Origin of the sequence: Vibrio fluminensis, assembly GCF_015278125.1 — a bacterium.
Taxonomy (GTDB): domain Bacteria; phylum Pseudomonadota; class Gammaproteobacteria; order Enterobacterales; family Vibrionaceae; genus Vibrio; species Vibrio fluminensis.
In genome coordinates this window covers 65,020-90,448 of record NZ_JADILO010000016.1, presented here as the reverse complement: position 1 = coordinate 90,448, position 25,429 = coordinate 65,020, and the positions used below count along the sequence as shown (strand labels likewise).

Annotated in this window: 25 protein-coding genes; 12 read left to right on the top strand and 13 right to left on the bottom strand. The window is 43.8% G+C overall.

Translation table 11 applies throughout. The features are described 5' to 3' along the window. Window positions 1–175: 175 nt before the first annotated feature. Complete coding sequence (locus tag IRQ95_RS12685; protein ID WP_194437280.1) at window positions 176–706, bottom strand: TPR domain-containing protein; 531 nt, start codon at window positions 704–706, stop codon at window positions 176–178. Between the two features lie 90 nt (window positions 707–796). Between IRQ95_RS12685 and IRQ95_RS12680 the strand changes: the two genes are divergently transcribed. Both IRQ95_RS12680 and IRQ95_RS12675 read left to right on the top strand, forming a co-directional pair. After that, the gene (locus IRQ95_RS12680) at window positions 797–1,144 is read left to right on the top strand and encodes a DUF2956 domain-containing protein (RefSeq protein WP_194437279.1); all 348 of its coding nucleotides are present in this window, start codon (window positions 797–799) and stop codon (window positions 1,142–1,144) included. Between the two features lie 25 nt (window positions 1,145–1,169). Beyond that, window positions 1,170–1,466, top strand: coding sequence for a DUF4156 domain-containing protein (locus IRQ95_RS12675; protein ID WP_431358055.1), 297 nt, complete (start codon window positions 1,170–1,172; stop codon window positions 1,464–1,466). Window positions 1,467–1,472: 6 nt separating this feature from the next. On the opposite strand, the gene IRQ95_RS12670 is transcribed toward IRQ95_RS12675, so the two are convergent. Continuing rightward, a complete protein-coding gene (locus IRQ95_RS12670) occupies window positions 1,473–1,760 on the bottom strand; it encodes a winged helix-turn-helix domain-containing protein (RefSeq protein WP_194437277.1) in 288 nt (95 codons plus the stop codon). Between the two features lie 200 nt (window positions 1,761–1,960). Between IRQ95_RS12670 and IRQ95_RS12665 the strand changes: the two genes are divergently transcribed. From IRQ95_RS12665 to IRQ95_RS12650, 4 genes are read left to right on the top strand one after another with little or no spacing between them, the layout of a single operon-like run. Continuing rightward, entirely contained in the window at window positions 1,961–2,308 is a 348-nt protein-coding gene (locus tag IRQ95_RS12665) for an ArsC family reductase (RefSeq protein ID WP_194437276.1), read from the top strand. A 14-nt stretch (window positions 2,309–2,322) separates the two neighbouring features. After that, window positions 2,323–3,456 (top strand): succinyl-diaminopimelate desuccinylase, encoded by a 1,134-nt coding sequence (gene dapE / locus IRQ95_RS12660; protein WP_194437275.1) that lies wholly within the window; start codon window positions 2,323–2,325, stop codon window positions 3,454–3,456. Window positions 3,457–3,458: 2 nt separating this feature from the next. Further along, window positions 3,459–4,139 (top strand): M15 family metallopeptidase, encoded by a 681-nt coding sequence (locus IRQ95_RS12655; protein ID WP_194437282.1) that lies wholly within the window; start codon window positions 3,459–3,461, stop codon window positions 4,137–4,139. Further along, entirely contained in the window at window positions 4,139–4,324 is a 186-nt protein-coding gene (locus IRQ95_RS12650) for a DUF2897 family protein (protein ID WP_194437281.1), read from the top strand. The genes IRQ95_RS12655 and IRQ95_RS12650 overlap by 1 nt, the downstream gene beginning before the upstream one ends. Window positions 4,325–4,350: 26 nt before the next feature. On the opposite strand, the gene IRQ95_RS12645 is transcribed toward IRQ95_RS12650, so the two are convergent. The 5 genes from IRQ95_RS12645 to syd all read right to left on the bottom strand — a co-directional run bounded on the left by IRQ95_RS12645 (window position 4,351) and on the right by syd (window position 10,573). Then, complete coding sequence (locus IRQ95_RS12645; RefSeq protein ID WP_194437274.1) at window positions 4,351–6,252, bottom strand: diguanylate cyclase domain-containing protein; 1,902 nt, start codon at window positions 6,250–6,252, stop codon at window positions 4,351–4,353. Further along, window positions 6,249–6,776 (bottom strand): YfiR family protein, encoded by a 528-nt coding sequence (locus tag IRQ95_RS12640; protein ID WP_431358054.1) that lies wholly within the window; start codon window positions 6,774–6,776, stop codon window positions 6,249–6,251. The genes IRQ95_RS12645 and IRQ95_RS12640 overlap by 4 nt, the downstream gene beginning before the upstream one ends. 20 nt (window positions 6,777–6,796) lie before the next feature. Then, entirely contained in the window at window positions 6,797–8,980 is a 2,184-nt protein-coding gene (locus IRQ95_RS12635) for a TonB-dependent receptor plug domain-containing protein (protein WP_194437272.1), read from the bottom strand. A 268-nt stretch (window positions 8,981–9,248) separates the two neighbouring features. After that, complete coding sequence (locus IRQ95_RS12630) at window positions 9,249–10,025, bottom strand: DUF2310 family Zn-ribbon-containing protein (RefSeq protein ID WP_194437271.1); 777 nt, start codon at window positions 10,023–10,025, stop codon at window positions 9,249–9,251. Between the two features lie 2 nt (window positions 10,026–10,027). Beyond that, on the bottom strand, window positions 10,028–10,573 hold the full coding sequence (gene syd / locus IRQ95_RS12625) for a SecY-interacting protein (RefSeq protein WP_194437270.1): 546 nt from the start codon (window positions 10,571–10,573) through the stop codon (window positions 10,028–10,030). 86 nt (window positions 10,574–10,659) lie between these two features. On the opposite strand from syd, the gene queF reads away from it, so the two are divergent. The 6 genes from queF to IRQ95_RS12595 all read left to right on the top strand — a co-directional run bounded on the left by queF (window position 10,660) and on the right by IRQ95_RS12595 (window position 19,037). After that, entirely contained in the window at window positions 10,660–11,505 is an 846-nt protein-coding gene (queF, locus tag IRQ95_RS12620; RefSeq protein WP_194437269.1) for an NADPH-dependent 7-cyano-7-deazaguanine reductase QueF, read from the top strand. 14 nt (window positions 11,506–11,519) lie between these two features. After that, window positions 11,520–13,790 (top strand): tetratricopeptide repeat protein, encoded by a 2,271-nt coding sequence (locus tag IRQ95_RS12615; RefSeq protein WP_194437268.1) that lies wholly within the window; start codon window positions 11,520–11,522, stop codon window positions 13,788–13,790. Between the two features lie 109 nt (window positions 13,791–13,899). Further along, window positions 13,900–15,465 carry a GGDEF domain-containing protein gene (locus IRQ95_RS12610; protein ID WP_194437267.1) on the top strand — a complete coding sequence of 522 codons (1,566 nt, stop codon included), beginning with the start codon at window positions 13,900–13,902 and terminating at the stop codon, window positions 15,463–15,465. Window positions 15,466–15,823: 358 nt separating this feature from the next. Further along, window positions 15,824–17,191, top strand: coding sequence for a nucleotide 5'-monophosphate nucleosidase PpnN (gene ppnN / locus IRQ95_RS12605; protein WP_194437266.1), 1,368 nt, complete (start codon window positions 15,824–15,826; stop codon window positions 17,189–17,191). 59 nt (window positions 17,192–17,250) lie between these two features. Further along, window positions 17,251–18,027: a flap endonuclease Xni gene (gene xni / locus IRQ95_RS12600; protein ID WP_194437265.1), complete on the top strand. Its 777-nt coding sequence runs from the start codon at window positions 17,251–17,253 to the stop codon at window positions 18,025–18,027. Window positions 18,028–18,257: 230 nt separating this feature from the next. Then, complete coding sequence (locus IRQ95_RS12595; protein WP_194437264.1) at window positions 18,258–19,037, top strand: DUF2076 domain-containing protein; 780 nt, start codon at window positions 18,258–18,260, stop codon at window positions 19,035–19,037. 337 nt (window positions 19,038–19,374) lie between these two features. Here IRQ95_RS12595 and rlmM read toward each other — a convergent pair whose 3' ends face one another. The 6 genes from rlmM to IRQ95_RS12565 all read right to left on the bottom strand — a co-directional run bounded on the left by rlmM (window position 19,375) and on the right by IRQ95_RS12565 (window position 25,429). Next, entirely contained in the window at window positions 19,375–20,466 is a 1,092-nt protein-coding gene (gene rlmM, locus IRQ95_RS12590) for a 23S rRNA (cytidine(2498)-2'-O)-methyltransferase RlmM (protein ID WP_194437263.1), read from the bottom strand. Next, window positions 20,467–20,862, bottom strand: coding sequence for a DUF423 domain-containing protein (locus IRQ95_RS12585; RefSeq protein ID WP_194437262.1), 396 nt, complete (start codon window positions 20,860–20,862; stop codon window positions 20,467–20,469). Next, complete coding sequence (locus tag IRQ95_RS12580) at window positions 20,849–21,490, bottom strand: alpha/beta family hydrolase (RefSeq protein ID WP_194437261.1); 642 nt, start codon at window positions 21,488–21,490, stop codon at window positions 20,849–20,851. Before IRQ95_RS12580 ends, IRQ95_RS12585 begins: the two co-directional genes overlap by 14 nt. After that, the gene (locus IRQ95_RS12575; protein ID WP_194437260.1) at window positions 21,480–22,394 is read right to left on the bottom strand and encodes a transcriptional regulator GcvA; all 915 of its coding nucleotides are present in this window, start codon (window positions 22,392–22,394) and stop codon (window positions 21,480–21,482) included. The genes IRQ95_RS12580 and IRQ95_RS12575 overlap by 11 nt, the downstream gene beginning before the upstream one ends. Before the next feature lie 475 nt (window positions 22,395–22,869). Beyond that, window positions 22,870–24,318, bottom strand: coding sequence for a tRNA uracil 4-sulfurtransferase ThiI (gene thiI, locus IRQ95_RS12570; RefSeq protein ID WP_194437259.1), 1,449 nt, complete (start codon window positions 24,316–24,318; stop codon window positions 22,870–22,872). A 163-nt stretch (window positions 24,319–24,481) separates the two neighbouring features. Beyond that, entirely contained in the window at window positions 24,482–25,429 is a 948-nt protein-coding gene (locus IRQ95_RS12565) for a flagellar motor protein MotB (protein WP_194437258.1), read from the bottom strand.

Sequence of the window (25,429 nt, the reverse complement as noted above, 5' to 3'; positions counted from 1 at the left end):
GTTCCATCGTTACCATTTCCAGTTCGTATTGTTGCGGAGTCGGTTCTTGAAGCATATCGGAGTATCCATATTTCGATACCCCTATTAGATCAAAGGTCTAGCTCGAAAGCTAGACCTTTGTCAGCAGTCTGAACCGGTGCTTGCACCGGTTTTTCCTCTTAATAATCTTAGCTAGCTACAACATCTGCTTCGCTTGATTGAGTGCATAAATGACTGAAGCTCGATCTAAATCAGGGTTCTGTGATTCAAGTAACTGGGTCCATATTTCGACAGCCTGAGAATAGCGCAAACTAATATAGTGATCGCTGGCGAGCAACGTAAGCGCAGTCACATTGTCACTATCTAGTTGCAGAGCTTTATCAAGTAACAACCGTACCTCTTTCGTCATCTGTTGCTTTTGCTGGTAATACAAAGCACTCGCTTTAGCAGAAAATTGATTGGCTGTCGGTGATTCACTTAGCCTCAACGCATAATCAAAGCATGTTAATGCCGATTCAAACTCGTGTTGAGTTAAATAACCTTGACCAAGTTGAAACCAAAGATCAGCGCTATTCGGGTTATTTTGTAGTTCATTTTGCAGGTCAAGCATCTGTTGCTGATTGGAAACAGGTTCCAAAATCACGCGATTTTGTTCAGGAGGCGTACCACGTAATAACCAGAACACCGGCACAGAAAGCAATGCGCTTGCAATTAGCACTTTTTTCATAAAATGAGCCTCTTGTCGGATTGTTTGACCATCTCTCAATTATACCGTGGTAGGATAAGTGTATCTTTGATCCAGCAGTAATTACCAACGATGAAAAACAAAGTTGTACCCTCACAACAAACCCAACAAGAAGCAATGAAAGTCGCGAAAGCGACTCAGAAACCTGGTCAAACCAAAGAGCAAACCAAACTCATTGCTCAAGGTATCGAGAAAGGGATTGCGCTGTATAAGAAGCAGCAAAAAGAGAAAGCTCGTCAAGCAGACAAAGCGAAAAAGAAAAATGTTCGAACCAAGCGTGTTGAACAGCACCAAGATCACGAAGTGAAGCACCAATCAACTGACGAGCCTACAAACCAAACCAAAAGCGCTATACTGCCATGGATGTTATTGGTCGTAAGTTGGATGGGGTTCTTTGTTTATGTTACTCAAACCGCGTAGTATTTTTACCAGTCTAACTTTAATTATGCTTACGGGATGCGCATCACCCTATACTCATTTAGAACAAGGTGCGCAAGATGTACATGTGCGTTTAGACAGCGGCTTTGATGCCGACAATTGTCAATGGTTGGGTGAAGTCACAGGTACCGAGGGACATTGGTACTCGTATCTATTTTTCACCAATGATGCAATGGTACAAGGTGCCATGAATGACATAAAAAATCGCGCCAAGAAACTTGGCGCGACTACAGTATATATGATAGCTCCACAAGACTTTACCACCTCATTCACGGTGGTAGGGAATGCGTATAACTGTGGATGAATTCAACTAGGCTTTAAAACCTAAACTTGCTGCAATATCAGGCTCTCGTTCATTCACCCACTGGCTATCAAACGGTCCCCAGTCAGAAAGCTGGTAGTAACCATCATTATGACGTCGACCGTCTTGCACAAACGCAAGTTCGATACCGATGCCAGGAAGAGCTTTAATAACGTCTTGAATAGTTCGACGCGGCCAGCCTGTCTGTTCAATTAACTTAGGAACATTTGGGCGCTCTAAACTTTCGACGAGTAGAGCCAAGTATAAACGCCGTGCAAACACAGGACTCAGTTCCATTGATACCTCCTATAAACTACAGCCCTCATTATTTCCTTTTATGCAATTAAATACTTGCGTTTGATCAATAACTCGTCGTCATTCGTGTTGAACAAGGGTATTTTTTACTCGTCAAAATATATGCGTCACATTTTTTGTTTCCCTTTGAAGTTCCTGATAGGATTAAAAAATAATAAAAATGTCACTTCAAAAGGTTCATTATGACGATCACCATGTACGGAATCCCAAACTGCGATACGATTAAAAAAGCTAAAAAATGGCTTGAGGCTGAAGGTGTTAGCTTTGAGTTTCATGATTATCGCAAACAAGGTATCGACACAGAAATGGTTACCACGTTTTGCCAAGCTCTCGGCTGGGAAAACGTACTTAACAAACGCGGAACCACATTCCGTCAATTAAGCCAAGAGCAGAAAGATAGCCTCAATGAGCAAACCGCGATTGCATTGTTGGTAGAACAACCAGCGATGATTAAACGCCCTATCTTATTGCTCAACGATCAGTACCATATCGGATTTAAAGCGGATCAATACGCCGCAATTTTTGCATAAAAAGGATTTCAAGGATGACAGATAGCCCTGTATTGGCTTTGGCAAAAGATTTAATTAGCCGTCAATCAGTAACACCAGAAGACGCCGGCTGCCAACAAGTAATGATTGAGCGCTTGCAAGCGCTCGGGTTTGAAATTGAAGTGATGGTATTTGAAGATACCACTAACTTCTGGGCACGCCGTGGTAACCAAGCGCCGCTGTTTGCCTTTGCAGGCCACACCGACGTTGTGCCGGCGGGATCATTAGAACACTGGCACACGCCGCCTTTCGAGCCCACCGTTATAGACGGCTATCTACATGGACGCGGCGCAGCGGATATGAAAGGTTCGCTCGCTTGTATGGTTGTTGCCGTCGAACGTTTCATTGCCGAGCATCCTGATCACAAAGGCTCATTGGCTTTTCTGATTACTTCTGATGAAGAAGGGCCATTTATTAATGGCACTACCCGCGTGGTGGACACCCTAATGGCTCGCAATGAGATCCTCGACATGTGTATCGTAGGTGAGCCTTCAAGTACTCATGCGGTGGGTGATGTGGTGAAGAACGGTCGCCGCGGCTCAATCACTGGTGACTTACGCGTCAAAGGAACCCAAGGCCACGTCGCGTACCCTCACCTAGCTAACAATCCAGTTCATCAATCACTACCGGCATTAGCTGAACTTGCGTCAACTAAATGGGATAACGGTAATGACTACTTCCCACCAACCAGTTTTCAGATCCCGAATCTTGCTGCCGGCACAGGTGCTTCAAACGTCATCCCAGGAGAGTTTGATGTGCAATTTAACTTCCGATTCAGTACCGAGTTGACTGACAGTGAAATCAAACGCCGTGTTCATTCAACACTCGATGCCCATGGGTTAGATTACGACCTAAAATGGACGTTAAGTGGTCAACCATTTTTAACCGACACAGGCACACTACTCGATGCTGTAGTCAAAGGTGTTGCCGATGTGAACCATAAAGCACCAGAGCTACTTACGACAGGTGGTACGTCAGACGGCCGCTTTATCGCGCAAATGGGTGCACAAGTGGTAGAACTTGGCCCAGTTAACGCGACCATTCATAAGGTTAACGAGTGTGTCAGCATCTCTGATTTAGAAAAACTCACTGACATGTACCAAAATATTCTGGAGAATGTACTCGCGTGAAAATGACGCCTGAGCAGCTATGCGGGGTCACCAGTGACCATCTGATTGAACTTCTATTTGGACAAAAGACTTTTCTTGTCCACCCTGCAGTACAACAAGATTTGCTCGCATTGAAAGACGCCGCGGCTCAGGCGGGTTTCAATTTAAATATCGCCAGCGGTTTTCGTGATTTTGAGCGACAAAGATCCATTTGGAACAATAAAATGTCTGGTGCTAGCGCAATTTTAGATAGCGACAGTCAACCACTTGATAACGAAAAACTTTCTGAGCAAGAAAAAGTCATGGCAATTCTGCGCTGGTCAGCACTCCCTGGAGCAAGCCGGCACCATTGGGGTTGTGATTTTGATGTTTTTGATCGCGCATCTTTGCCGCACGGCGTAACATTGCAGCTTGAGCCATGGGAGTACCTTCAAGGTCATCAAACGCAATTCTATTTATGGCTGAAACGGAACCTCACTCGATTTGGTTTTTTCTTTCCCTATGCAGAAGATCTCGGTGGTGTTGCTCCTGAACCTTGGCATATCAGTCACCAAATCACGGCACAAGATTGTCTAAATCAACTCACCGCAGAGCAGTTGCGTTTTCGTCTGCGCTTATCTCCCATATTAGGCCACCAAGTGGTGCTCGATAACCTCGAAAACATCTACACTCAATTTATCACCAACATCAGTGGAGAATTATGATGGACTTACTGACTAACCCTTGGGTGATCATTGCAATAGTGCTAGCGGTGATTATCGGCAACATTAGCGTGCTCAAATACACTGCCAATATGAAAACCACCCAGATGAAGAAAAAGTCTGATACGCCAAAGCCAAAAGAAGCAAAAGCTGACGAAAACTCTGATAACGACCAGAGCTTTCACTAGTTATTTAACATCAGAGATTTAGGGCTTTACTGTGTATAGTAAAAGCGATTTTTACCCAAACGCTTGGCGGTATACATATTGCTGTCCGCTTGTTGAATCTTATCTTCTATAATGCTGCCATCATTGGCAGACCAATAGCTGATACCCAAACTGGCCGTCACATTACACACCTGTCCATTGATAACAATTGGATTTGAAAGTGTCTCAATAATACGCTGAGCAATAGGTTGGCATTGGTTGGTACCACGAATACCAATTAAAAACTCATCGCCAGCAATACGTGACACCAAATCATGCGCCGATATACAACCTTCAAGCCGCTTAGCTACGATGCACAGTAAGTCGTCACCAACACCATGACCATAGCGGTCATTTACCGCTTTAAAACCGTCCAAATCGAGGAAGAAGATGAACTGAGATTCACCTTTGTTGTGGCGATCCTGTAAATATTTCAATGCTTTCGAACGATTCGCTAGCCCAGTCAATGGGTCATGGTTGGCAGCAAAATCGAGACGTTTCAGCTCTATCCCCACACTTAGATCCGTAATACTAATCACAAAAGCTTCCACGCGCCCGTCTTTACCTTTAAGTGCCCGGGCTTTGAGTTCATAAGGCATCCAACGCTTACTTTGATGCTTTATTTCAATCTCACCGAACAACAAACCTGCGTTAAGAAGATCGCGTCTCATCTTTTGATTGATATGCATTGGTTGCTTGAACACCAATTCGTGAACAGACGCTAACTCTCCAAACCATTGCAGTGCCGTATTGTTTTGTGTTTCGACGTTTAGGTTCCTGTCTAATACTAATATTGCATCTTGAAACTGGTCGAACATTAGCTCAAGCAGCATACGGCGTTTTTCTGCAATGTTTATTTGCGTAACATCTTGAAATTGAAGTAAAGATTGCCCTACTTCTTTCAAAGGATGACAACTAACGTGGTAACGTTGTTCACTGGATTGAGCCCTTAATTCGACACTCGACAAAGAAAGGTGGTGCTCAACGGCATTAAGTACCATTTCGATAGCAGATTTGGGTTCAAAATTGCTTTCCATCGCAATGCGGGTATTGTTTAGATGCTGGTCACTAAAAATTTGGTTGGCAACTGGATTACAGTAATCGACCTTATTGCCCGGAGAAACGACCATAACGCCACGCTTCATCGCATCAAGCGCACTATGAATATATCGGTTCTTTTGCTCCACGCTAAGCAAAGCGCTTTGTAATTGCGCCTCTCGGTCAAGCAAATTAGCAATCATGTCATTAAAACAAGTCGTAAGCTTACCAATTTCGTCATCGTGATATATTTCGATACTTTGTTTCGTCATCCCTTGAGTTATGGTCTGCTCCATAGATTCATGCAGGGCATTCAATGGGGTAACAATCAGCCCATGTAGCACTCGCGCAAATAACCAAGAAAATAACGAAACGGCGAGCGCCAACATTCCAAGGTAGCCAAACAGTTCCTGCTCTTGTTTCTCTAACCCCTCTAGCGACTCCCATACGACTAATGTCCCGAGACGCTCTCCCAACATCGAGATGTCCGTCTCAACCGTCGCAAAACTCACTTCGTCACAGAGCAATTGATCTTTCAACCAATAACAAGCGTTAGGTAACTGGTCAATATGCGCAATCTGTTCACCGGTTTCATTCACCACTTTGGCAGCAATAATCACTGGATCAAAGTTAAGGTTCACCAATTGCTCTTTTGCTGTAATGGGATCATCAAACATCAAAGCCGCTTGCAACGTCGCTGCAACACCTTGTGAGAGAATGCTAATTCGTTGCTCTTGCGCATCACGTTGAGATAGCACCAATAAGTGAATCGCTGGTGTGCCAATCAAACCGACCAAAAGCATGACCATAAACCAGGTCGGCAACATCATTTTGTAGCGTAAGGGTAACTGAGTGAAACGTCTGAGAATCATGAGATTTTATCCTCATAAATCTCCGAGACTTCAAGTAGCTGGGAGCGAAGCAATACTTGAGACTGTTCCACATTGGCACGAGAGACAAGTGGACGAATGCGGTTTCGAACCTTAACAAAAGCGATCATACCGCCATTAGCAACAAAATCGACACCTTCGCCCACCAACAATGCATGAGGAAATTGCTGTCTTAATTGCTCTATCTTCTGCGCATCCGTTTGCTTGGTATAAAGAATATGGCATACCTGAGGTGGCGCAGCTTCTGACAATAGGAAAAATCGAGCCATCTGTGCTTTGCTCGCGACGATAGCCTCTAGACGTAGACTAATATCATCAACATCCGTTGCACAATACTCAAGATATTCCGAATTTATGCCGGTATTTTGCCAATCAGCCAATAAAGCAAAGCGGAACAAATAGACCGCTTTAAGATCAACATCGTCCACTTTAGCAATCGCTGCTTGCGAAAAAGAATAAAGACCACACAGCAGCAAGATACTGGCTAGAGTTGGTTTAAATTTCAATCCCATCTTCATTAATCGTTCTATCTTAACTCACCATATTGCCATTCAAGGGTTAACCAGTATTGAGTACCATTTTGGAATGGACTCTGATATTCAGCAAATTCCTTTGATTGTTCTGCACCAAGATTTTCAACGCTACCAATAATTAACGGAGCATACTTGTTCATCTGCCAACCAACAGAAGCGTCAAAACTAATCACTTCAGGCCATTCATAGTCATCTTCAGATAAATGAGCAGGAGTCGCTGCAATATAGTCAGGATGAGGCGAAGATTTACCAACATAGTGCATGGTCGTACTTGCCCACCACTGAGGGTTTATATCCCAAATAAGTTGTGCATTGACATAATGACTTGGTTGGTTCTCGAGTTGTCGCTTAGCGGCGTTGCTGCCCTTACAAATAGAGCCTTCGCAATGCCCAACAATACGCTTATAACTATAGTTTGTGTTCACTTGAACACTGCTTATCGGCTGCCATTTTACGGCAATTTCACCACCCATTGTTTCGGACCAAAGGGGGGCAATATACTGGGATTGACTATGATATAAATACGTACCTACTGTACCTAAAGAAGAGTTGCCGCCGATGATACCCGCGACCTTTGAAAGGCGCATTAGTGCGCGAATATTTTCATGAACACTATAGTAAGCACTCAGATTAATTTGTAACTTGTTATCATCCCAATAGCGATACCCAAGTTCAAAGGTTTCTATCTTTTCGACCTCTAAACCATTGTTTCCTATTAGCTGAGAAACAGCGTAGTAATCGTAAAGCTCTCCATTTCCAGCATCACAACGATCTTTTGTATCAATGCAGACACCCGACTCCAAATAGGTATTCTCTTGAAATGTCGTTGCTAACTCCAATCTTGAAGGCGTCACTACCGCGCGGCCCCATCCAGCCCAAAGGCGTTGATTCTTGGCTAATTCATAGCTAGCTCGCGCTTGCGGTTGAGTATAAACTTCATCAGTTAAATTGTTATATTGCCAACGACTTCCCAACGTTAATTGGGTTCTATCATTTACATTAATATCCCAGTTCGCATAGATACCGATATTTTGATGTAAGTAATCTGGCTCATCTGTGACTCGAAGATAAGGCATCGTATATTGTTCAAAGATGCTATATGTGCCTAGCTTTTCATCAATAAGACGAATATTAGATCCCAAACCTAATTGCGTCCCCCACAAATCCACCATAGTGTAATGGGTATCTATATCTAAACGCCAAAACTCAGCATTGCGATGTGTGCCATCGTTGCTATTGTATGTGAGCCAGACATTATTATTCCAACTATCTCCGTTGGAGAGGTCGTGGATATATTGAGCGCCTGCAAAATATTCTTGCATGGTCATTTCAGTGTCAAAGACATCGACGCTAGGCTTACCTGGAAATAGATAATGGGGATAGTAAGTCAACCATTGATAATCTTCACGAGAGCGGATTCCACCCACTTGAAAACTGAGGGTATTAGCAAACTTTTGATAATCTAAACGCGCTCCAAAACGTTCAGTATATACATTGAAATGCTGGGCAATTTGAACGCGTTCTTCTTCACTGGTCCACGGCATATGATCGACATATTCAAAATAACCACTTAAATGCGCATATTCACCAATTTCTGTTGAATCATGAATTTGATACTCTGAATAATTGTAGTTGCCTTCTTTAACGCTCAACTTTCCTTTCGGTGCATTTTCTGCGTCTAAAGTGATGATATTGATCACGCCATTAACTGCATTTCCCCCCCAAATCGTCCCTACTGGACCTAATACCACTTCAATCTGAGCAATATTATCTAAACTGACTGGAATTAAGTCCCAGTCCACACCAGAAAAAGTCGGATTAAATACGCTACGGCCATCTACCATCACCAATAACGTATTACTTAACGGCTGATTTTGACCACGAGCCGTAATCCCCCAATCATAATTAGAGTACTTAGACACATGTAAACCAGGAGCAAGCGCCAGTGCATCTCCAACCGAACGAACACCTGAACGTTTGATCTCTTTACCAGTAATAACATAAACCGAGGCAGCTATATCAGACAGGCTTTCTGCTGTTCGAGTAGCAGAAACCACTTTAGTATCGGCTAAAGAATCTAACGGCATCTCTAATAATGAATCAAGATCAAATTCTGCCGAAGAAAGGGGGGAAAATAAAATAACTGACGAAACAATGAACGGAATTGATAAACGCATGAACAATATCTCTTTATCCACCGAGATTGATATTTATTTTTTTAGACGGCGAATATACAACTTAAGGACGCGATAATTATATCACCAGCCTACTATGCATACTGTATTATAATGCGTATTGTAAAATAATTGTTCATGTCGTCACGACAAATAATAATTAAAGAAAATACATTAACCTAGCATTTTCAAATACTTAATCAAAGTGACAATTTAAAGTCATGCCAAATAAATGTCACTTTGATTCTAGAATCAATTTAACTCAATATATTTATTTAATATGATCCCAAGAAATATTCGAGACAATTCGGCACTCATCGCACTTGAAATAAAACACATCATGCAACGGTTCATCTAATAACCATTCACCACCACATTTAGGGCATTTACGTGCCTGCTCATCCGCAAGGCTCTGGCCACCAACGCGATACTGATAATAATACGTAGGGATCTTGGTAATATATTCAATGCGACCACGTAAATCCCAGCCGCGACGAAATAACACACTGTCAGTATCACAAATTTCATGCAGCGCAGCATGCTCTGCACGGCATCCACCTGCCATTTGTAATTCGTCACACGCTTGCCACTCGGTCTGCCACTTCACGACCGCCTTGTGATCACCATTCAACGTTGGGGGGTTACGGTAAAGAGGGATTGGCAATAAAGTCTCACCACTGCGCAATGGCGAACATGTGTGCACATATGTAGTATACAGTACTTGCCAACTCGGCCTTTCTTCTTCCGCAGCCTGCTCAGAGTTTAAGTCACGACCTAGCAAACGAACTTTCGGTGCAAGTAAACAGGCATCGGCTAGACGATTAATACACACTTTAACAAAGTCTGAGTGATATCTAGGGTGCAAGCTTTCTTTTTCAGGGCACACTGCACGCACATAAAACTCACCCTCTCCCATTACAATAGGAAACTCTCGTCCTAGCACTTGTCCGTTGTAACGCAATGCATCCATTAAACCGTTAATCGCTTTATCAACAGCACTGATGGTGGTGTTATCAAAACACTCAAATTGAAGTTCTACTACGTACACGTTTATACCACTGGCTCAAGTTTAGTTAGGAATTCAGAAAGGTTCTCTGCCAGTACATCACGCTTATCAGTGCCTAAACGCTCTAGAATGACATTCCCAGTGATATTACAGATAGAGATGACATCTAACTCAGCATCCGTTGCAGCAATAAATACGGTTGGTTTGAGTTTAAGACGACGCTGCGTCACAAGATGGCCGAGAATGTTCTCTTGCAAGCGAATAAAATCGTCATCATTCCAAACCTGCAAAAGTGATAACTCATTGCCATTCCACGTCGCGTCCATATCTGCACTGTATTGAGAACCATAGAAAGCTTTAATATCTTCGTGCAACACCAGTTCAATGCCAGTTTCAACATTACTAAAATCTGCCAGTTGCTCTCGAGGATATGCTAGCCACTCAACACCGTCGGCACGCTTTTGTTCAACACACGGAGAAACCAAGTCGGCTAACTCTTCACTAAACGGCAAACCGCCGTGCTTTTCTTGGTATTGAAAACGGTATTTTTCACTAAATGCGAGTAAGGCTTGCGAGGCATTATCAGCCATTCGAGTCTCCAGAGTTGTTGTGTTAATGACACTGAGTCAGAGATTGCGTAAAATTCCCGATATTCTAATCGAAATCCAGCCAAAGTATGAGCAAATATTCAGACGCAAAAGAGTTAGCAGGTTTAACTCTTGGTCAAAAAACCGAGTACGCTAATCAGTACAACCCTTCACTTCTTCAGCCAGTACCACGCAGCTTAAACCGTGATGATCTTGAGCTAGGTGATAGCCTGCCATTCAAAGGCTGTGATATTTGGACGCTATACGAACTGTCTTGGCTCAATGACAAGGGCTTACCACAAGTCGCTGTAGGTGAAGTAAGCATCCCTGCAACCAGTGCAAACTTAATTGAATCTAAGTCATTTAAGTTGTACCTCAACAGCTTTAACCAAACTCGATTTTCTTCCTGGGACGACGTAGAAAAAACTCTAGTAAAAGACCTTTCAGCTTGTGCTGGTGAAAAGGTGTCGGTCACCATTCGCTCAGTTGCCGATTACACAGATAGCCTGATTGTGACCATGCAAGGTGACTGTATCGATGAGCAAGATATCGAAATCACCAGCTATGAGTTTGACGCTTCGCTATTAGCAAATGCGGCTGGCGAAGAGGTGGTAGAAGAAGCGCTACATAGTCACCTACTTAAATCTAACTGCTTGATAACTAACCAACCTGACTGGGGAAGTGTCGAGATTCAATACCAAGGTCAAAAAATCGATCGCGAAGCTCTGTTACGCTACATTGTTTCGTTCCGTGAACACAATGAGTTTCACGAGCAATGTGTTGAACGTATATTCACCGACATTATGAAATACTGCAAACCCGAAAAGTTGACGGTTTACGCTCGCTATACACGTCGTGGCGGTTTGGATATCAATCCATTCCGTTCAACAGAGCAACAACAACCACACCATAATCAACGAATGGCTCGTCAATAAGGAATAAGCGAAGGATGCTAAAATTGCGCTGGGAACGTTGGCTTTCTGTTTTTGTGCTGTTATTTACCAGTCACACTATTGCCAACCCTGTCTATACATCGCCGACACTAAATGAGGCAAATAGCCTAGTTGACATAGTGCCCCAACAGGCACGCCAACTGGCTAGTGATTATCTTGCCCAGCGCACATTGTCGGATAACTCAGAAAAAAGCCCCTCCGCGATTTCGCGCGATGAGTCTGACAGTCGCATCCGCACCCCAGGAGCAACCATCGATGCTCTTAGCATTTTAGCGGATGCGGAATTCAATTTAGGAAATCCTGAAGCTTCTCTCAAGCATCTTACGGAAGCAAAAGCATTAACCCAAACCTATGACCTACCCTATTTAGGCATTGGCGTTCGCCTTCACCAAGCTAGATTAGAGTGGCGATTTTCTGGCAATGGTATTCTTGCCAGAGAGCAACTTCACCAAATAGAACAAGATTATAAAACGATTAAGAACCCTGAGCAGCTAGCGCGTGGCCTGCACTATCAGATCACAATGCTTAAAGCTGAAATTGCGTCTAAAGAGGGCGAACTTGATCTGGCTAATCAATTATTTGAACAAGCAAAACCCTTTATAGACGAAGTTAAATCTTCGTATATCGTAATAAGCTATCACCTTACCGTTGGTCAACACCTACTTGCGCATAAACAATACAATAAGTCTCTGTCAGAATTACTGATAGCATACTGGAAAGCGATTGAAGAAGATTCTCGAGCGTTATTAGGTAAAACAAACTACTGCTTAGGTAAACTATTCTACGATCGCAAAGTACTTGATAAAGCGAGCAATCATTTATCTCAAGCCGCTGACTTCTACGATAATTATGAAAACTCCCCTGTTCTACCTAAGATTCTTAAATTGATGGGAGACAGCTACTATTACCAAGGAAAATACAACCTTGCTTTGGTGCAGTATTTTAATGCGATGGATCATGAGCGCACCAACAACGATATCGAAAGTGAAATCGATATTCGCATTGCGTTATCCGCAACTTACTTAAACTTGGTGAACTTCCCTCTCGCTGAGCAGTATTTGGAGCGTGCTGAAGCCCTTCTAAAAACAGAAGATATTCCGCGTTTACAAGCCTATGCCTACCTACTTCGTGCTGGTATATCTTCTGAAAAACGTTTAGCCAAAGAGACAATTGAAAACGGGAAAAAAGCGCTAAAAATTGCCCAAGAGATCAATGATCTTACTACGCAAAAATACGCTTATCGCTTGATTAATCATGGCTACGAACTTACCGGTGATTACAAGACAGCGCTCGAATACTTCAAGCAGTACAATGCTCTAGTCTCCGTCGAACAAAGAGAGATGGACCTGATCAGCGAAGACGCTTTTCGCCAGCAAAAAGCGTTTGTTGAGCGTAATATCCATCTAAGTGGACAAGAAAAAGAGTTCGAACATGCTCAGGTAGAATATCGTAAGTTTCAGAAAATTGCCTTTGCTATGTTTATCGCCGCATCTTTACTCTTTATATTCTTATTGCGCCGCGGGCATGTCATGCGCTTACAAAAAGAAGAAATCGATAAGCTCAATCAAAACCTATTCACCCATTCACGCTCAAGATTAAGAAATCTACGCATGTTAAATGCCAAACTACCCGCTTCTTTAGAAGCAAGTAGTGATCAATTTGAAAGGTGGCATGTCGGCGAACTCATTAATGAGCCGCTCAATGACCGCTTACGCTTTGTCATGTTAGATATTCCTTTCCTACGCAACTTGCACATGCAATACGGCTACATTGATGGTCTTAAACTGGAAAAAGAATTTGGTGAATATCTCGAGACCAAGATTACGCCACCAAATAGAATCTACCACTTTTCTGACGCCAATTTACTTTACATCGAACCAAATAGCGATCGTAATAGTTCACCGGAAGCGCTCGTGGAAAAAGTTCAACAATGGATCGAAGACTTCAAGCCACAAACGTCACTCAATCGAATCGTTCGAATGGGGATGATTGACTATCCGTTTTTACCAAGAGCCTATACCGCGCTTAACGACAAAGAGCTACTCGACATTTTGCTTATGGCAACCGGTGCTGCTCGAACGCTTAGCTTAGAAGAAAAAAGAAGTCACTGGGTATACCTTAAAGCAATTGAAAATGCGCCAGCAGCGAGTCTCGCAACTGGGAATGTACGCAAAGCTTGTAAACACTCAATCAACCAAGGGTTAATAAAAGTACACTCTTCTTTCAATAATGAGGAGAGCCTCAAAAAAATATTAAAAGATGACTAAATTCATAAGCTTCATAGCCTCCAAGCCGTGACGATATGATTTAATTTGTTATTATCTATAAATTAATTAATAGGGTATGGCACCCGATAACAAATAAGACTTTAGTTACATGAGCTCGCTCGAACAAGATATTCAGTCACAGCTAAATAGGCTGCAAGCTCAATTGGAGCAAACTCGATTGAAGCAAAGAGATAGCTCTTTAAAGTACAAACGAGAGCTTCAGGTATTACAGCGCGTGATCACTTCTTTAAGTAACGCGTGTATTAGTAATGACCCACATTTGCAATCTGAGCTCTTTGAGCTTAAGTTGGCCATTGAGCAACAAAAAGATACGACACAATTAATACCAAAACTCTTGGTAATTGAAAGACTAATCAGACAGAACTCAGTGGCAATGGACTCTCACAGGCAACAGCTAGATTCGCAAGTAAAACACGCTGGCGAAACACTTCTTCGTGTCGTCGGATTACCTGCGAAGATCAAACGCGATCTACGCGATATATTGAGCTTTGATGGTATCAATGATACTCCACAAGTGGAGCAAGTTATAAAGCTACTGTCTATCTATGAGCGCTCAGTAAAAATTCTTGTGGCGAACACTAACTCAACAGCAGCGGTTTTAAATAATGAGGCCGACAAAGAGTTACTAAAAAGCATAAAGAATGAACTTCAGCACTTAATCACTGAACTGGATTTTGCTGGAGAGTCAGGTGAACTGCTTAATGACATTCGAGCGAAACTACTGCTAGGCGTAAGTACTCATACTTTATTAGAAGAAATATTAAGAGTTCTAAAACTAGTAATACAAGCGACGCACTATGAGCGCAAAACTTCTCAACAGTTCATCGAACAAGTCAACAGTGCCATCTCTAGCTCACTTAAAAATTCAGCCCAGATTGCCGATCAAAGTGAAAGCTACTTTTCGCAACGTATTGAGCACAGTAAAGCTCTCGGAACCTTGGTTGCAAGCAGCCAACAAGCCTTAGAGCAAGCTGATACTCTTGAGAATGCGCAAAAAATGCTATCTCCTCTACTGCAACAAATGGATTCTTTGAATCAACGCCTAATGCATGCCGAAGAAAGAGAGAAATCACTACTAGAGCGAATGAAGTTCAATCACTGTCAGCTAGAAGCATTGCAGGAAACCACGGAAGAGTATCGTCGCCGATTGGACGAACAAACCGAAAGAATGCAACAAGACCCGTTAACACGCGTGTTGAACCGCTCTGCATTTACCGAACGCTTGGAAGTAGAATACCGTCGCTGGATTCGCAGCCAGCACAACTTACGTGTTGTGCAATTCGATATCGACAAGTTCAAAACGATTAACGACAGTTTTGGTTATACTGCGGGCGACAAAGCCTTAAAAATCATTGCACGCAATATCAAGTCTGAATTACGCGAAACCGATACAATCGCGCGCTTCACTGGTGAAGAGTTCATTGTTCTTTTACCCGATCGAGCTGACGCTGAAGCTCTCGATTTAGTGAAACAAATTCAGCAGCAAATATCGCTGTTACCATTTAAATTTAGGGATCAACAAATCAGCATTACCGCGACTGCGGCTAGCACCTGTTTTAAAGATTCTGACACGCCAGAAGAAGTGATTGAGCGCCTACGGAGTATGCAACGCCAAGCCACCACGGTAGGGCCTGAGCAAATTATTTGGAAATAAACTCGACAATACACATTGCTAAAGCCGCTTGGTTTAATCGCCTAGCGGCTTTTTTATTTGGGACATTTTGTGATAGGTTTAAAGATATCAGCCATTTAGTAATACATTGGTCGACATTTGGTGATATACCAAAATAATCCTTTTAGCACCAATAGCTAAAGGCTAAAAACCAATCGTTGAATTGGGGTATTCAAACAACAATAAAACAATATGGATAGCTTTTTCGTATCTCATGATAGACAGTCTAAAGATGCCGAACACATGACCCAACAACATTGTCTCGATGATTCATCAAACATTCAGTCATCGCTGTAAGCATCAGGATTTAAAGCTGCCGAACATAGTCAAGGAGGTCACTATGATCACCCACATCAGTCCAGCGGGAAGTATGGATTTACTTTCTCAACTTGAAGTTGAGCGCCTTAAAAAAACCGCATCGAGTGATCTATATCAGCTGTATCGAAACTGCACACTTGCAGTATTGAACTCTGGTAGCCATACCGATAACTCCAAAGAGTTGTTAGATAAATATAAAACATTTGATGTGACCGTTATGCGTCGAGAACGCGGCATCAAACTCGAGCTCACTAACCCACCAGAACACGCCTTTGTTGATGGACAAATCATCAAAGGTATTCAAGAGCACCTGTTTGCAGTATTGCGTGACATCGTTTACGTCAATATGCACCTAGCAGATAATCAACGCCTGAACTTAACCAATGCCGCCCACATTACCAACCTAGTGTTTGGTATTTTACGTAATGCTAGTGCATTAACTCCGGGAATTGACCCAAATCTTGTGGTCTGCTGGGGGGGACACTCAATCAATGAAACCGAATATCAATATACCCGTTTAGTTGGTAATGAATTAGGTTTACGTGAACTGAATATCTGCACCGGTTGTGGGCCTGGTGCAATGGAAGGCCCAATGAAAGGCGCAGCCATTGGCCATGCGAAGCAACGTTATACTGAGCAACGCTATCTAGGATTAACGGAACCTTCAATTATCGCCGCGGAGCCACCAAATCCAATCGTCAATGAACTGGTTATCATGCCAGATATCGAAAAACGTCTCGAAGCGTTTGTACGCATGGCGCATGGCATCGTTATCTTCCCTGGAGGCCCAGGAACGGCTGAAGAGTTACTCTATATTCTGGGCATCATGATGCATCCAGAAAATGCTGACCAACCTCTACCGATCGTATTAACCGGTCCAAAAGAGAGTGAAGCCTACTTCCGCTCAATTGACCAGTTCATTGGTGACACATTGGGTGAAGCTGCGCAGAAGCACTACCAAATCATTATCGATGATCCAGCTCAGGTTGCGCGCATCATGAAGCAAAGTATGGAAGATGTCCGTGAGCATCGCAAAGAAACCGGCGATGCATACAGCTTCAACTGGTCACTAAAAATCGAACCGGAATTCCAACTGCCGTTTGATCCAACTCATGAAGCAATGGCGAGCTTAGATCTACACCTTAATCAACGCCCTGAAAACTTGGCCGCAGCACTGCGCCAAGCCTTCTCGGGTATCGTGGCGGGTAACGTCAAGGCCGAGGGGATTCGTGAAATTGAACGCAAAGGACCATTCATCTTAGATGGTGATGCGGACCTAATGAAGAAAATGGATCGACTGCTAAAAGACTTCGTGAATCAACACCGCATGAAACTACCGGGTGGTAGTGACTACGTACCATGCTACAAAATCGCGACTGCGACGAAATAAGACTTTCGTACCCAGTTCTATTACAATAAGGGCCATCGGCCCTTATTTTTTATACCTTTATGTCTATTCATCTCGTTATTATCGATGCGCTCAACTTGATCCGTCGCGTTCACTCGGTTCAACCCGATCCTACTGATATCGCTAGAACGATAGACACGACAGGGCGCACGATCACCCGCATCATCAATGAAGCTCAACCCACTCACATCATTGCGGTATTTGACCACCATCTGCAAGACAGGGGTTGGCGCGGCGAAATTTTACCCGAGTACAAACAAAACCGAAAACCGATGCCCGAGCCTCTGGTGAACGGGTTAGATGCTATTCAAGACGCATGGTGGAAGTTAGGTATTGATTCGCTACTCTCTGAAGGTGACGAAGCCGATGATCTAGTTGCAACCTTAGCGATCAAAGTCGCCAGTCACAATGAAAAAGTGACCATCATTTCAACCGATAAAGGTTACTGCCAACTGCTTTCTCCAACGCTACAAATTCGCGATTACTTCCAACATCGCTGGCTAGATGAGCCATTTATTGAAAATGAGTTTGGTGTGAAGCCAACTCAACTCGCTGACTACTGGGGGCTAACCGGCATTAGCTCAAGCCAAGTTCCCGGTGTGGCCGGTATAGGACCAAAAGCTGCGAAAGACATTCTGACCCAGTTTACCGATATCGAACAAGCCTTTGCCAGTGAGGAATTACCTAGTAAATATCGCAAAAAATTAGATAAAGACATTGAAATGGCACGTAAGTGTAAGCAAGTTGCAGCACTAAAAACCGATATCGAACTCGGTTTTAACTTACAAGACCTACGCTACAACGGTCCAAATCAGTAATTCCTCTCGAGGCACAATCAACTCAGTTGTGCCTCTGACTCTCAGATCTCAGATCTCAGATCTCAGATCTCAAATCTCCCCCTCTAAACTCTCAGTTTCAATTCTCGCAAAGATAGATTTCACTACTGTTGCATCGCTCAACGCAGGCATACACTGCGATCATCCCACGCGCGACAACAGCGCCAATGGGGATCGGGCAAAAGCCAAATATGATTTGAGGACTTGGTTATATGACTCCACAAGAACAAACGATGATCGAGCAGTTAGCCGATAAGTTGGCTGCAAAACAGGATATAAACCGAGACCAGGCTGCGGCGGAGCTGATTAGCAATAAAATTGCCTCACAACCCGACATTATTTATCGTCTCAGCCAGTTAGCTCTTGCTCAAGAACTTGCGCTAACCGAGTTAAAAAAGCGCAATGACTACCTGCAAAGCAACGCAGAGTATTATCAACAAGAAGCAAAACGCGGCACCATGAGCAAAATGTTTGGTGAGACCCGTCAGCCACCACGACCTCCAGCACCAAGTTATCAACCCAGCGCTTTTGGTGGCTTTATGCAGACTGCAGCTGGTGTAGCGGCGGGTATGGTCGCAGGCAGTGCTCTGAGCCATTTGCTCTTTTCTGACTCTCACGCAGCAGAACCAATGACAGAAAACATTACCAACAATTATTACCAGCAGCCCGACGATAACGCTGATAGCAATGTTGATAATAGTCCGACCGATGATGCTCAGACTGACACAGCAACGACGGAAGATAGCGCTAGTTCATTTTTAGCGGGCAGTGATGATTATACCCAAAGCTACACTGGCGGTTGGAATACCGATACCGGATTTGGCAACCCAGATGAACTCAATTTTGATAACCCAAGCTTTAGTGATTCAAACGTGGATGACTCGAGCTTTAGTGATGACTCAACGCGCTGGGGCGGCGATCAAGATTCTGGCGACGGTTTTGACTTTGGTGGTGATGATTCCGGCAGTTGGGGCGATGACGACTCCTGGTAAGTAAAACCTGTCATTACCCAGCTAAAGACACGCCCCTACTGGTCAATTCTAAGAAGGAGGCTCGACCCATAAATTGTCATTCCCGAGAGGGAGGAACGACCGAGTTGGGAATCTCGCTTTCATAAAACCAAAAAGCAGATTCCCTGCTCGCGCATACGCGCTCCATGGAATGACAAATAGTGTTGTGCCCTTGAAAAGGAAAAATAGTGGTGCGAACCAAGGAATGACAAAGGTGTAACTAAGCGCACTACCGAAGGACAAAAATGGCTTGAGCCTGTGATACAAAAACAAAACCCGCGTTAAACGCGGGTTTTATCAAACACTAAAAAGCCAATATTTAGTGTGGCGAGATGTTCGATAGGCACTGAACGTGCACTGTGATCTCTTCACGGTCATGATATAGGTGCTTCGCTTGCAGCTTAAACTTCACGCCGTTCTCGATTAAGAACACCTTCAAGTTTTCGATATCTTGCAAAACTTCGTCGTAACGACCTTTCATTGGCAACTTAAGGTTAAAAATCGCCTCTTTTGCCCAACCACTAATGATCCACTCACCCATAAGCTGTGCTACGCGGGATGGCTTTTCAATCATGTCACACACAAGCCAAGTCACGTTCTTACGTGCAGGCTCAAACTTAAAGCCATCTTCTTGATGGTGCTTAACTTGACCGGTATCCATCAGACTCTGAGCCATCATACCGTTATCAACGGAATGAACGAACATCGAACGCTTCACTAGTTGGTAAGTCCAACCACCTGGGCAAGCACCTAAGTCAACGCCCCACATACCTGACGCTAAACGCTCATCCCACTCGTTACGTGGAATAAATACGTGGAAAGCTTCTTCAAGCTTCAAGGTTGAACGGCTTGGCGCATCTGCTGGAAATTTAAGACGCGGGATACCCATAAAGAACTGCGAGTTATTACCTGGTAACGAATAACCAATATAGCAATGACCTGGTTGTACAAAACAGATATGCAACACTGGCTTTTTCGCATTTTCTTTATGCATCAACGCGCCTTTGCCACGCAGGGCTTGACGCATTGGTACCGTAAACTTACGACAAAACTTCAACAGTTCTTTCGCTTCGTTTGTATCTGGCGTTTCGATACGAATATCACCACATAATGGCATTGTATCTACGTCACTCAGCTGCTCGAGAATAGGTGAAATTCGGTCTTCACGCGGCAAATCTGTTACCTCTGCGGCAACGGCAAACATCTGACGCGCAAAAATCAACGAATTGAAATCGAGCTCTTTTACTAACTTTTGTGCGTCACCGTTTTGATAGCACTCAAACAGCACGTAACCTGAGTTCTTTTGTAAACGTGGAAAACCAAACACTTCCAACGCCGTAGCACGGTCTTGAATTTCACCGGCACACTCTTTTTCAAAGCCCGAACGGCAATAAAGCATCAGTTGTTTCACTTACTCACCTCTTTTGATCTGTAGTGCTGCGAAAACGAACAGTGCCCAACCTAGCATAAAGGTGAAACCACCCAACGGAGTGATTGGTCCAAACCACTTCACCCCAGTCAACGCTAGCGCATAGAGACTGCCGCTAAAACAAAAGATGCCGATGATAAAGCAAATTGCGGCGATGAAAAAATACTTTTGTGCTTTCTCACCAAGATTAAGTAATAACAGTACCCCACACAGCAAGATTGCCGTTGCATGAATAAATTGATACTGCACTCCAATAGAGAATACATCCAACAAATAAGGTGAAAGCATTTTCTTTAGGCCATGCGAAGCAAACGCGCCTAGTGCAACACCTGTGCCCGCGAGCAAGCCACCAGCAGCAAGAAGATTATTTGCGCGCATTACTCACCTCCTCATAACAAGCAAAGATAAACTGGCTGAGCACATCAACTGCGTGAGCGATGTTACCCTCTTCGGTGTAGCCGGAGCTCTTACGCGGTTTAAAACTATGATCACCATCTGCGATGAACTCTACCGACACACTTTCAGCAAGTACAAATTCAGCAAACTCTTCACGCTTACCAAAAGTATCTCGCTCACCCTGCAAAATCAGGCATGGCTTAGACAAACTCGCTAAATGCTCACCTTTGTATTTCTCTGGTTTACCCGGCGGGTGAAATGGATAACCTAAACAAGCGATACCAGCGACTTGGGGGTTATCGCCAAGCAAACTCGCCATGCGTCCACCCATCGATTTTCCACCAATGACAATGGGTTTATCTGCATATTCAGCAATCACTTGCTCAAATGCTTCCAACAGCTTTGGCGCACGATCTGGCGGACGCTTTTTGCCGTCTTCAGCGCGTTTCACCATATATGGAAAATTGAAGCGAATAACTTGTATGCCTTTTTCTGCCAAGCCTGAAGCGACTTGCTGCATGAACGCGTGATCCATACCAGCACCAGCGCCATGAGCTAAAACAAATAATGGTGAACCCAACTCACCATCACTCAATCGATCATTCGTCATCTTCTAGCAAATCCTCTTGTTCACTTTGCGCTTTAGCTAACATCCAATCTCGGAACGTAGCAATGCGGCCCATATCGGCTTGCTTCTCATGGCAGACAACATAAAAAGCGTTTTTCGAAACGAGCACTTCATCAAAAGGGGCAATCAAGCGTCCTGCATCCAATTCTGGCTGCGCTAACACGTTATTACCTAGAGCAACCCCTTGACCGTGAGCCGCCGCTTGTAACACCATTGTAGAATGACTAAAGATTGGACCATGGTTAACGTTAACGCCTTCAATACCATGAGACTTGGCAAATTGTTTCCAATCTTTACGCGAGGTATCGTGCAAAAGAGTGTGATTTTTAAGGTCCGCCAATTCGGCTAAAGGTTTTGCCCCAAGCAATAGAGATGGAGAGCAAAGTGGGATTAGAAATTCTTGATAAAGTTTATCGGCACGTAAGCCAGGCCAATTACCTCGACCATAGTAAATCGCCACATCAACATCATCGGTCAGCGAGCCCTCCTCAATATCAACCGCTTTTATCCTTACATCGATATCTGGCTCTTGCTGATTAAAGTCCGCTAAACGTGGAACCAACCATTGAATCGCGAAACTTGGTGATAAACTAATCGTTAGTGCACCTTTTTCACTGCGTTCTAGTACTTTGTCAGTGGCTTCTGCTAGTGACGTAAAAATGTCTTTAATGTCGAGAAAGTAGCTCTGCCCTTCTTCGGTCAACAATAATGAACGGTTACGGCGGCGAAACAGTTTTAAACCAAGAAACTCTTCTAAGGCCTTGATTTGATGGCTAACTGCGGCCTGTGTCACAAATAACTCTTCTGCTGCTCGCGTAAAACTTAGGTGGCGAGCCGCTGCTTCAAATACCTTCAATGAGTTCAAAGGCGGTAGTCTTCTGGACATAGGAGGCCCTCAATATATTGGATTAGTTTTTTTTATCTGAAACATTATAAAATGTCCATTGCCTGACGACCAGAGAAATTCTATATTTCGTCTCGCAACGCGAGCCTGAACGGCTTGGTTTATTTTAAATCAATTGGCTTTGTTGTTGCGATGTTGTGTTTGCAAACTCGTATTTCGAGTTCGGTAGATTTCTACCATAGTTTTGTTTTATTTATCCCAAGAAACAAAACGTATACTTCCTGTATTTATTTTGACCTGTCTGTCAAATTTTTTAGCACCGCCTATAAGGCGGTGTTTTTTTATGCCCGAAGTTTACTGCTACCCTCAGTTCAAGTATCCAAAGCGAGATTCCTGACTACGCCCTGCGGGCTATCAGGAATGACAAAAACAAGACAAAAAAAAGCGCAAACCGAATGAACGATTTGCGCTTAATTTATTCTTTCAACAACGCTAATCAATTAGCGCTGCGTCACCGTTATGGACGGTAAACCTTTACGTTTGCGAAGCCTTGCTCTTGCAAGTAAAGCGCTTGCAAGCGGCTCATTACGCCACGGTCACAGTACAGTAGGTAAGTCTTACTCTGATCAAGATCGCCAAACTGAGTTGATAGCTTGTAGAAAGGTAGGTGCTTAATTTCAACACCATCGATTTCCAATGGGCTTTCATCTTCTTCATCTGGGCTACGGATATCAAGCACGATCGCGTGCTCTTCTACCGCTTGAACTTGCTCAACTTCTGGTGCTGCTTGTTCTGTCTCTTTTGCGATATCACGAATGTCCATCTGACGCGCTTCGTAAACCACTTTTTCTAGAATTGAGAAGTCGAATTTCTCTTCTTCTGCTTCTAGACGACCTTTCACCGCTTTCACTGTCGGCTTTTTAGAGATCACGCCACAATACTCTGGCATGGTCTTCGCAAAGTCTTCGGTACCGATATCGCGAGCAACGTTGATGATATCTTCTTTATCCCAGTTGATCAGTGGACGCAGAATCAATGTATCCGTTACGCCATCAATGTGGCGAAGGTTCGTTAGTGTTTGGCTTGATACCTGACCCAACGCTTCACCTGTTACAAGCGCTTGAATACCGAATTTCTCAGCAATCATGCCCGCAGCACGCATAAACATACGCTTGAGGATCACGCCCATTTGGCCGTCGTCCACTTTCTCAAGGATCTCTGCCACTACTGGCTCGAAATCAACTGAGATAAAGCGTACTTTTGCTGAAGAGCCGTACTTGTTCCATAGGTAGTGTGATACTTGTTTAACGCCAATTTCGTGCGCTGGACCACCTAGGTTAAAGAAACAGTAATGTACTTTTGAACCACGTTTGATGTGCAAGTAGCTTGAAACACCAGAGTCGAAGCCACCAGAAATCAGGCTCAATACGTCTTCTTGCGTTCCTAGAGGGAAGCCTCCAAGACCTTTATGACGCGCTAGAACTTGGTTCAGTTTGTCGCCAGACACTTCAATGTTAATGGTCACTTGAGGGTTACGCAGTTTCACGCTTGCCGTTTCCACAGCTTGGTTTAGACCGCCACCAACATAGCGCTCAAGTTCAAGTGAATTGAACTCATGCTTACCACGACGCTTAGCACGTACCACGAAAGTCTTGTTTTCGATAAGTGAACCACTTAACTCAAGCACTTGTTCGTAGATGTTGTGCATATCCGTAAAGTCAGATTGTTTCACTTCCAATACGTGATGAATACCAGGAGTGTGAGTTAGAACCTCTAACACCTCTGCGTGGTATTGGTCGCTCTCTGACGTCACTTCGATATGGTCACGACGGTTAAACACCGCTACAGACTCGGTACGAAGCTTGATAATGTTGCGAATGTTACACTCAAGAATCTTTGTGAAGCGCTTACGCACCGACTCACTTTTTACAAAAATTTCTGGATGGGGCTTTACAATAAATTTCATACTTCACTTCACTGGTTAACAGTTTTCGCAATCATCACTTATGTGCGGTTCAATTTGGTAAACATGGCACACAGGACCTTAAGGGCGCAAGATTATACATGATGAAAAGAGCATAAAAAAGACGAGCGTGATGCTCGTCTTATAGTTTAGCTTGAATTCAGCATTAGTTTTGCGTTGCGGGAATCGCTTCACTATACAAAGGCTCCCCTTGCATGATACTGATCTCAACCCTTCGGTTTCGCGAACGTTGCAGTTCTGTATCATTCGGACCCAATGGTTCCGTATCTGCCATCCCACGCACACGTAAGCGTTGGTGAGAGAATCCACGCACTTTTTCCATCTCTTGCGCCACCGAAACCGCTCGCTGAGCAGAGAGATCCCAATTAGAACGATAAAGCTCAGAATCTAAGCGTTGATTATCAGTATGTCCCGATACACGAACAATCCCCGGAACATCTTTCACCAACTCAGCAACTTGGCGTACCAATGGACGGAATTTAGGCTGCAAGAATGCAGAACCCGCTGGAAACGCACCTTGCTCACGAATACGGATCACAATTTGTTGGCCTAGGTTTTCAACTTCAATTGCACCTTGGTCTATCTCGCGTTCTAGAGCTTTCTTAATGCTTTCCGTCAACGTCTCCATATCTTCCGTCGCTTGCGCCTGTTGCTGTTGCTGCTGATCAGATTCGGAGTTTTGGTTGTTCTGGGTTGACGTCTCAGGCGATTGCCCGCCAGTTAATTTTCCTTGATCTCTTTGAGTACCACCCGCACGATCAGATTCCCCTTCATGAAACTCAAGCGTCTGCTGAGTAATATCGATGGTCTGCTGCATAATCACATCAATTGGTGTTGGCTCAGGGCGACCAGGACGAAACTCTTGCGCGATGATACTGGTACCTTTAGGAATATCTTTCACTTCCAAACGGTTTTGCACACCAAAAGCGAACTTCATGGAACCGGCAATCTGTTTAAACTTCAGTACATCCATTTCCGAAAATGAAAGTAACAGTACGAAGAAACACATCAACAGTGACATCAAGTCAGAGAACGTAGTCATCCACAAGGGGGCACCGGGTGGCGGACATTTGCAATCGTTATCTTCATCCAT